General features: G+C 71.3%; 5 protein-coding genes. All 5 read left to right on the top strand.

Annotated features, from left to right (window positions below):
• Positions 1-159 precede the first annotated feature (159 nt).
• Complete coding sequence (locus GUY61_RS31000; RefSeq protein WP_166633572.1) at positions 160-1,212, top strand: substrate-binding domain-containing protein; 1,053 nt, start codon at positions 160-162, stop codon at positions 1,210-1,212.
• 57 nt (positions 1,213-1,269) lie between these two features.
• Positions 1,270-2,532, top strand: a complete 1,263-nt coding sequence (locus GUY61_RS30995; protein ID WP_166633571.1) for a Gfo/Idh/MocA family protein — start codon at positions 1,270-1,272, stop codon at positions 2,530-2,532.
• A gap of 79 nt (positions 2,533-2,611) precedes the next feature.
• The gene (locus GUY61_RS30990) at positions 2,612-3,616 is read left to right on the top strand and encodes a sugar phosphate isomerase/epimerase (protein WP_166633570.1); all 1,005 of its coding nucleotides are present in this window, start codon (positions 2,612-2,614) and stop codon (positions 3,614-3,616) included.
• Between the two features lie 181 nt (positions 3,617-3,797).
• The gene (locus GUY61_RS30985) at positions 3,798-6,365 is read left to right on the top strand and encodes a PQQ-dependent sugar dehydrogenase (protein WP_166633569.1); all 2,568 of its coding nucleotides are present in this window, start codon (positions 3,798-3,800) and stop codon (positions 6,363-6,365) included.
• Positions 6,366-6,392: 27 nt separating this feature from the next.
• The gene (locus GUY61_RS30980) at positions 6,393-7,808 is read left to right on the top strand and encodes a ThuA domain-containing protein (protein WP_166633568.1); all 1,416 of its coding nucleotides are present in this window, start codon (positions 6,393-6,395) and stop codon (positions 7,806-7,808) included.
• The last annotated feature ends 58 nt before the right edge of the window (positions 7,809-7,866 follow it).

The raw sequence follows: 7,866 nt of genomic DNA, 5'->3' as shown, positions 1-7,866 counted from the left end.
GCCCCGACCGCCGCGCCTCCGGCCGGCCCGACCGCCCAGCCTCCGACCGCCCCGACGGCCCGGCCTCCGACCGTGCCGACCGCCGCGCCTCCGGCCGGCCCGCCCAGCGTCCTGACGCACCGCTTCCCCAGCCCTACGACGACGAAGGGTCCCACCGCCATGCCCGAAATCCCCGCCATCCCGGGAACCAGCCGCAGAGGGCTCCTCTTCGGCACCGCCGCGGTCTCGGCCGCCCTGCTCACCGGCTGCACCAGCAACGAGTCCAAGGACGAGCCCGCCGCGGCGGACAACCGGCCGGCCGCGGACGAGAAGCCGGGCAAGGCGGTCACCATAGGCTTCGCGGGTCCGCAGGCCGACCACGGCTGGCTCAACGCCATCAACGAGAACGCCAAGCAGCGTGCGGAGAAGTACGAGGACGTGACCCTGGAGATCACCGAGGGCTCCAACGACACGGCCCAGCAGATCGGTCAGATCGAGACGCTGATCAACAAGAAGGTCGACGTCCTCGTCGTGCTCCCCGCCGACGGCAAGGCGCTGACCCAGGTCGGGCTGAAGGCGATGCGCGCGGGCATCCCCGTCGTCAACCTCGACCGCATCTTCAACTCCCCTCAGGCGTACCGCTGCTGGATCGGCGGCGACAACTACGGCATGGGGCTCAACGCCGGACGGTTCATCGGCGAGCGGCTGCGGGACAAGGACGGGGCGCGGGTCATCGAACTGGCCGGGCTCGACAACCTGGAACTGACCAGGCAGCGCTCCCAGGGGTTCAAGGACGCGCTGAAGAACTACCCCAACATCGAACTGGTGGGACGTCAGGCCGCCGAGTTCACCGTGGAGTCGGGGCAGGCCAAGATGGCCCAGCTGCTCCAGGCGCACAAGAGCTTCGACGCGCTGTGGAACCACGACGACGACCAGGGAGTCGGCGCGGAACGGGCCATCAAGCAGGCCGGCCGGGACGACTTCCTGATGGTGGGCGGCGCCGGCTCGGCGCACGCCATGAACGCCATCAAGGCCGACGACTCGGTCCTGAAGGCCACCGTCCTCTACCCGCCCACCATGGCCGCCTCGGCCATCGACCTGGCGCGGGCGCTCGGCCAGGGCAAGGGCGTCAGCGGCATGTCCGAACTGGAGATCCCCGCCTCGATCACCCTCTACTCCGCGGTGGTGACCAAGGACAACGTCGACGACTACCTGCCGACGGGCTTCAAGTGAGCGGTGCGTGACGCGCCACCGCCGAGCGACATCCGCGATCTTGAGGAGGAACCCCGTATGGAGCAGACCGCGCAGACCGCGGCGCAGACCGCGCAGACCCCGCTGGGTGTGGGCATGGTCGGATACGCGTTCATGGGAGCGGCCCACTCCCAGGGCTGGCGCACCGCCGGCCGGGTCTTCGAGCTACCGCTGCGACCGGTGCTCGCGGCCATCTGCGGCCGCGACCCGGTGGCCGTGCGCGCCGCGGCGGACCGGCACGGCTGGGCCGCCGCCGAGACCGACTGGCGGGACCTCGTCGCGCGGGACGACGTCGACCTCGTCGACATCTGCACCCCGGGCGACAGCCATGCCGAGATCGCGATCGCCGCCCTGGAGGCGGGCAAGCACGTGCTGTGCGAGAAGCCGCTGGCCAACTCGGTCGCCGAGGCCGAGGCCATGACCGAGGCGGCGCGGCGGGCCCGCGAGCGGGGGCGGATCGCCATGGTCGGGTTCAACTACCGCCGTACGCCGGCCATGGCGCTGGCCCGCTCCATGGTCGCCGAGGGCCGGCTCGGCGCCCTGCGGCACGTCCGGCTGACGTACCTTCAGGACTGGCTCGTCGATGCCGAGTTCCCCCTGACCTGGCGGTTGCGCAGGGAGTCCGCGGGCTCCGGCGCGCTGGGGGACCTGGGCGCGCACATCGTCGACCTCGCGCAGTACCTGGCGGGGGAGCCGGTGGTCGGTGTGTGCGCGCTGACCGAGACCTTCGTGAAGGACCGGCCGCTGCCCCGGGCCGCTTCCGCCGGGCTGTCCGCCGGGTCGCCCGCCGGGCTGGCCGGCAGCGGCGCCGCGGAGGACGGCCGGGCAGGCGGCGCCCCGCGCGGGCCGGTGACCGTGGACGACGCCGCCGTGTTCACCGGCCGCCTCGCCTCGGGCGCGCTCGCCTCCTTCGAGGCCACCCGGTTCGCCGCGGGCCGCAAGAACGCGCTGCGCGTCGAACTCAACGGTGAGCGCGGCTCGCTCGCCTTCGACCTGGAACGACTCAACGAGTTGTGGTTCCACGACCACACGGAACCCGCGGCCTCCTCGGGGTTCCGCCGGATCCTGGTGACGGAGCCGGAGCACCCGTATCTGGAGGCCTGGTGGCCGCCGGGCCACGCACTCGGCTACGAGCACACGTTCGTGCACCAGGCGCGTGACCTCGTGCACGCCATCGCCTCCGGCGAGCAGCCGCTGCCCTCCTTCGCGGACGGGCTCCAGGTGCAGCGGGTGCTCGCGGCCGTCGAGGAGAGCGCCGGCAAGAACAGCGTCTACACCCCCGTGGGCCAGCCTTCGCCGTGACCCCCGTTGCCTCGCACCGTGCCGGTCCTCCCGACTCCCGTATCCGTGCCACCCACCGAGGTGGGCTAGGAGCGATCCCATGCCACGACCGTTCACCCTGTTCACCGGCCAGTGGGCCGACCTCCCGCTGGAGGAGGTGTGCCGCCTTGCCCGCGACTTCGGCTACGACGGCCTCGAACTCGCCTGCTGGGGCGACCACTTCGAGGTCGACAAGGCCCTCTCCGATCCCGGCTACCTGCCCGGGCGGCACCAGCTGCTCGAGAAGTACGGGCTGAAGTGCTGGGCGGTCTCGAACCACCTCGTGGGGCAGGCCGTCTGCGACCACCCGATCGACGAGCGGCACAAGGGCATCCTGCCCGCCCGCATCTGGGGCGACGGGGAGCCCGAGGGCGTGCGGCGGCGGGCCGCCGCCGAGATGGAGGACACCGCGCGCGCCGCGGCAGCCTTCGGCGTGCGGACCGTCATCGGCTTCACCGGCTCCTCCATCTGGCACCTGGTCGCCATGTTCCCGCCCGTACCGCCCGGCATGATCGAGCGGGGCTACGAGGACTTCGCCGAACGCTGGAACCCGATCCTGGACGTCTTCGACGCCGAGGGCGTGCGCTTCGCCCACGAGGTGCATCCCAGTGAGATCGCATACGACTACTGGACGACGGTGCGGGCACTCCAGGCCGTGGACGGCAGGCCCGCCTTCGGCCTGAACTTCGACCCGAGCCACTTCGTCTGGCAGGACCTCGACCCGGTCGGATTCCTCTACGACTTCCGGGACCGGATCTACCACGTGGACTGCAAGGAGGCCCGCAGGCGGCTCGACGGGCGCAACGGACGGCTCGGCTCGCACCTGCCCTGGGGCGATCCACGGCGCGGCTGGGACTTCGTCTCGGCGGGCCATGGGGACGTGCCGTGGGAGGACGTCTTCCGGATGCTGCGTTCGATCGGGTACGAGGGACCGGTCTCGGTGGAGTGGGAGGACGCGGGCATGGACCGCCTGACGGGTGCTCCGGAGGCGCTGGCCCGCCTCAGGGCGTACGACTTCGATCCGCCGGAGGCGTCCTTCGACGCGGCCTTCGGAGGCGGCGAGTAACGGAGGACGGCAAGTGGGACCCGGCGGCGGGCCAGTGGGCCGCCGGGCCGGTCAGTCCTGCCCCGACGAGCTTTGTCCATGAGTGAGAAGAAGTCGTCCGAGTGGTTGCACAAGGGCTTTCCGTTCTGGACAAAGGCGGCTACGTTCCTGATGTGTACAGGTCATCGAGACCTCTGCGCTCATGTCATCTCCGGCGCTGCGGCGGGCGCCGTCCAGGCCGTTCACCCGGCAATCCGGCAATCCGGAGGACATTTCCGTGCACAGAGACAGGCCCAGACTCCGACTCCGCAAACCGCTCGCGCTGCTCGCCGGCGCACTCCTGACAGGCACCAGCCTCGCGATCACCGCGCCGGCGGCCGGCGCCGACCCCGCGGCGGCCCCGACCGGATCCGTACGGGCCGCAGCCGGCCCCGCAGCGGCGGCCGAGGACTTCCAGCAGGTCACGCTCGCCAAGGGCGAGCTCGAGGTCGGCGAACCGATGAGCCTCGCGGTCCTGCCCGACCGCAGGGTGCTGCACACCTCGCGCGACGGCGAACTGCGCATCACCGACGCGGCCGGAACGACGAAGCTCGCCGGGACCATCCCCGTCTACTCGCACGACGAGGAAGGCCTGCAGGGCGTCGGTGTCGACCCCGCGTTCGAGGAGAACCGGTTCATCTACCTCTACTACGCACCGCCCCTGGACACCCCCGCGGGTGACGCGCCCAGCGACGGCACGGCCGCCGACTTCACCCCGTACGACGGCGTCAACCGGCTCTCCCGGTTCGTCCTCGAGGAGGACGGGACGCTGGACAACGCGAGCGAGAAGAAGATCCTCGACGTGCCCGCCACCCGCGGCATCTGCTGCCACGTGGGCGGAGACATCGACTTCGACGCCGACGGCAACCTGTACCTGTCGACGGGCGACGACTCCAACCCCTTCTCCTCCGACGGCTACACGCCCATCGACGAACGCTCGACCCGCAACCCGGCGTACGACGCGCAGCGGACCTCCGGCAACACCAACGACCTGCGCGGCAAGATCCTGCGCATCAAGGTCGCGGCCGACGGCTCGTACTCCGTGCCCGAGGGCAATCTCTTCCCGCCCGGCCCCGAGAAGACCCGGCCCGAGATCTACGCCATGGGCTTCCGCAACCCCTTCCGGATGAGCGTCGACAAGCCCACCGGCATCGTCTACGTCGGCGACTACGGACCGGACGCCGGCTCCGCCGACCCCGCGCGCGGGCCCGCGGGCCAGGTCGAGTTCGCCCGGCTCACCGGCCCCGGCAACTTCGGCTGGCCGTACTGCACCGGCGACAACGACCCCTACGTCGACCACGACTTCGCGACCGGCGCCTCGGGGGAGACATTCGACTGCGCCGTCCCCAGGAACAACTCCCCGCACAACACGGGCCTGACCGAGCTGCCGCCCGCGCAGGCCGCCTGGATCCCCTATGACGGCGACTCCGTACCGGAGTTCGGCAGCGGCTCGGAGTCCCCGATGGGCGGACCGGTCTACCGCCACGACGCCTCCCTCGACTCTCCCGTGAAGTTCCCCGCGAGCTACGACGGGGACTTCTTCGCCGGTGAGTTCGGACGGCGCTGGATCAAACGCATCGAGCACGACGCCGACGGCACCGTGCGGTCCATCAGCGCCTTCCCCTGGACCGGCACCCAGGTGATGGACATGGCCTTCGGACCCGACGGCGCGCTGTACGTCCTCGACTACGGCACCGCCTGGTTCGGCGGCGACGACAACTCCGGCCTCTACCGCATCGAGAACGCCACCGACGGACACTCGCCGGTCGCCGAGGCCGGCGCCGACATCACCTCCGGCCAGGCCCCGCTGCGGGTCCGCTTCTCCTCCGCCGGGTCGACCGACGCCGACGGAGACGCCCTCACCTACTCGTGGGACTTCGGCGACGGCACCACCTCCACGTCCGCCAACCCCCGCCACACCTACCGCCGGAACGGCACCTACACCGCCACCGTCACCGCCAAGGACCCGGGAGGCAGGACCGGCTCGGCCGACGTACGGGTCGTCGTCGGCAACACCGCACCCCGGGTGACCCTCCAACTGCCGGGCGACGGAGAGCTGTTCACCTTCGGTGACACCATCCCCTTCAAGGTGAGGGTGACCGACCCGGAGGACCGCACCATCGACTGCGCCAAGGTCAAGGTCACCTACGTACTCGGCCACGACAGCCACGGGCACCCCGTCACCTCCGCCAACGGCTGCTCCGGCACCATCCGGACGACGGCCGACGGCGAACACGACCCCGACGCCAACGTCTTCGGGGTCTTCGACGCCGAGTACACCGACGGCGGCGGCGGTGGGCAGGAACCGCTGACCACCCACGACCAGAACGTGGTCCAGCCCGTACACCGGCAGGCCGAGCACTTCGGCGACTCCCAGGGCATCTCGGTCATCGACAAGACCGAGGCGCACGGCGGGAAGACCGTGGGCGACATCCACGACGGCGACTGGATCTCCTTCAGCCCCTACCGCCTCGGCAACGCCACCTCCCTGACCGCACGGGTCTCCTCGGACGGCGCGGGAGGCACGCTCGAGATACGCAGCGGCTCCGCGAGCGGACGGCTGCTGGGCAGCACCACCGTCGAACCGACCGGATCCTGGGAGACGTTCACCGACGTCACCGCCGCCCTGAACCGGCCGCCGGCCGGGACGACCACGCTCTACCTGGTCTTCAAGGGCACCGCCGGGCAGGCGCTGTACGACGTCGACGACTTCGCGTTCACCGTCGGCTGACCGACGACCGAGGAAGGAGCCACCCACATGGACATCCCCGCACGCGCACGACTGGCCACCTCGCTCGCCGCCGCGGCGCTGCTCATCGGCTGCGTCTCGGGTCCCGCCGCCTCCGAGTCCCCTGCCCAAGGGGCCCCGGTCCCCGGGTCCGCCGCGGCCGGGGCCAAGGCCGGGGCCGCGGCCCCGGACAGGGGCGAGGAGCAACGGGTTCTGGTGTTCACCAGGACCGCCGGCTTCCGGCACGACTCGATCCCCGACGGGATCGCCGCCGTCAGGGCACTGGGCGCCGAACACGGCTTCACCGTCGACGCCACCGAGGACGCGTCCGCGTTCACCAGGGGCAACCTGGCGCGCTACGACGCCGTCGTCTTCCTGTCCACGACCGGAGACGTCCTCGGTCCGGCACAGCAGACCGCCTTCGAGCGGTACATACGCGCCGGCGGCGGCTACGTCGGCGTCCACGCGGCCGCCGACACCGAATACGACTGGCCCTTCTACGCCGGGCTGGCCGGGGCGTACTTCCAGTCGCACCCGGCCATCCAGCAGGCCACCGTCGAGGTCGAGGACCGGTCCCACCCGGCGACCGCCCACCTGGCGTCCCTTTGGGAACGCACCGACGAGTGGTACAACTACCGCTCCAACCCGCGCCAGGACGCGCACGTCCTCGCCACCCTCGACGAAGCCTCCTACAGCGGCGGCACGATGGGCGAGGACCACCCCATCGCCTGGTGCCGCGACTACCGGGGCGGCCGCGCCTTCTACACCGGGGGCGGCCACACCAAGGAGTCGTACGCCGAACCGGCCTTCCGGCAACACCTGCTCGGAGGCATCCGCTGGGCCACGGGCGCGGCCCGGGCCGACTGCCGCCCGGAGAACGGCTACACGCCGCTCTTCGACGGCACACCCGGCTCCCTCGACGGCTGGCGGCAGGCAGGACCCGGCTCCTTCGAGCTCGGGGACGACGGGAGCCTGACCACCCGAGGCGGCCTCGGCATGCTCTGGTACGCCGCCGAGGAGTACCAGGCGTACTCGCTGAAGCTCGACTTCAGGCTGACGGGGGACGACAACTCCGGCGTCTTCGTGGGCTTCCCCGCCTCCGACGACCCCTGGTCGGCCGTGGACAACGGCTACGAGATCCAGATCGACGCCAGCGACGTACCCGAACGCACCACCGGGTCCGTCTACAGCTTCCAGTCCGCCGACATCGCCAAGCGGGACCGGGCGCTCAACCCGCCGGGGGAGTGGAACACCTACGAGATCCGCGTCGAGGGCGAACGGCTGCGGATACGGCTCAACGGCGTGAAGATCAACGACTTCACCAACAGCGACCCGGCGCGGAGCCTGCGCCAAGGACACATCGGCATCCAAAACCACGGTGACGGCGACGAGGTGTCCTTCCGCGACGTACGGATCAAGGAACTCCCCGCGAGGAACCACCCCTAGACGGCGGCGGGCGGGAAGTACGCCGGCTCCCCGCCCGCCGTCCCCCGGACCCCCACGG

The organism is Streptomyces sp. GC420 (genome assembly GCF_009916105.1).
In the GTDB taxonomy this organism is placed as follows: domain Bacteria; phylum Actinomycetota; class Actinomycetes; order Streptomycetales; family Streptomycetaceae; genus Streptomyces.
The sequence above is the reverse complement of the archived record's forward strand: the minus strand, read 5'-3'. Positions and strand labels throughout refer to the sequence as shown.